The following is a 1,430-nucleotide window of genomic DNA, read 5'->3' as shown; positions in this document are numbered from 1 at the left end:
TCAGTCGTCTAATCGCGGACCGAAATGCAAGCCCAAATTTGTATTGAGGTGTCGTTTGCCGGGAGCACGGTCGTCTTCGCGGTCGACATGAAGCCGCCGCATGATGGGCTTCGCGAGGGATGGAGCCTTCCAAGGTTTGAAACGCAATCGCGAGCGTTGTGACGCCAACGATGCAACTGACACAGCGGAATGGCTCGGCCCACGTCCTGGCAGGGACGCCTCGTTACGCCTCGGGTAGGCGCATTCGAACTTCCTTATGGTCAGGCCACGATGGCTTCTTCCCGGTTGAACAACTCACCGGATTTTAGCATCGCATGCATGATGACAGCGAGCTTGCGGGCGACAGCGACAGCTGCCCGCTTGAAGCCGATCTTCTCACGCAGCTTCAGCCCCCATGTGCGCAGACTGCTGTCAGCCCGGCTGCGCGTCAGAATCACGACTGCGGCCTCATAGAGAAGCCCTCTCAGATGAGGATCCCCACGCCGCGAGATATGACCATCATAATCGACTTCGCCGGATTGATAGCGTCGGGTTGTCAAACCCAGCCACGCGCCGACAGCGCGCGATGTCTTGAAGTTCGATGGATCCTCGATGGCGCCGATGAATGAAGTCGCAGTGATGGTGCCGACGCCGGGGATCGACATCAACAGCTGGCATGCGTCATTGTGCCGGGCGTTGGCGACGAGCTGCTGTCCAAGTTCAGCAGCGCGGGCGCGCATGCTGAGCCAAGCCTCGAGAAGGGGCAGGACAATCCGGGCAAGCTCTTCCTGACCGGCCAGCAGGCGCCGGACGTCGGCTTCGAACTTGCTGCCCTTGCTTCGCGGAATGATCAGCCCGAACGTCTTCATGAGCCCGCGGATCTGGTTGGAGAGCTCGGTCGTGATCTTGACCAGCCGGCTCCGCGCGGCCACCAGCGTGCGGCTCAGCATGCTGTCATAGCCCTTCACCCGCACCTCGCGGTAGAAGCCGACCTCGGCCAGATGCGCCAAGCCGTCGGCATCGTTTGCGTCCGTTTTGTTCGGCGCCATGTCCAGCGCGGCCTTGGCATGCCGGGCGTCGATGCAGATCGCCGGAAGTCCTTCGGCGCTCAAGGCATGATAGAACCACACCGACAAGGGGCCGGTCTCGAACACTACCCGCTTGGCCGCTGGCGCCCGCTTGCGGAGAACGTCCGCGACCAAGCTCGGATCAGAGGGACATTTGCCGCGCCAGATCCTTTTGCCGCCACGCCGCACAGAAATCGCCGTCTCTTTCAACGACACGTCGAGACCGATATATTCACTCATGGTTGTTCTCCGTTCGATGCTTGGGCCCGGCGTCCAGTCGTGAGCCCGTACTTCCATCCTATCGGGGAACAACCACCCGCTCTTCAATATGTGACCGTTTCCGGCTTCAGGGCGACTCGCTCCGCGATTACCCCATGTTTGAAA

The 1,430-nt window shown here is 60.9% G+C and carries 1 protein-coding gene; it reads right to left on the bottom strand.

Going from position 1 to position 1,430, the window contains the following annotated elements; all coding sequences use genetic code 11:
- Window positions 1-260: 260 nt before the first annotated feature.
- Window positions 261-1,286 (bottom strand): IS110 family RNA-guided transposase, encoded by a 1,026-nt coding sequence (locus NKH90_RS34495; protein WP_352823771.1) that lies wholly within the window; start codon window positions 1,284-1,286, stop codon window positions 261-263.
- Window positions 1,287-1,430 lie beyond the last annotated feature (144 nt).

The organism is Mesorhizobium sp. M0898 (assembly GCF_040319695.1).
Classification (GTDB): Bacteria; Pseudomonadota; Alphaproteobacteria; order Rhizobiales; family Rhizobiaceae; genus Mesorhizobium.
This window is presented reverse-complemented; position numbering and strand designations above follow the sequence as displayed.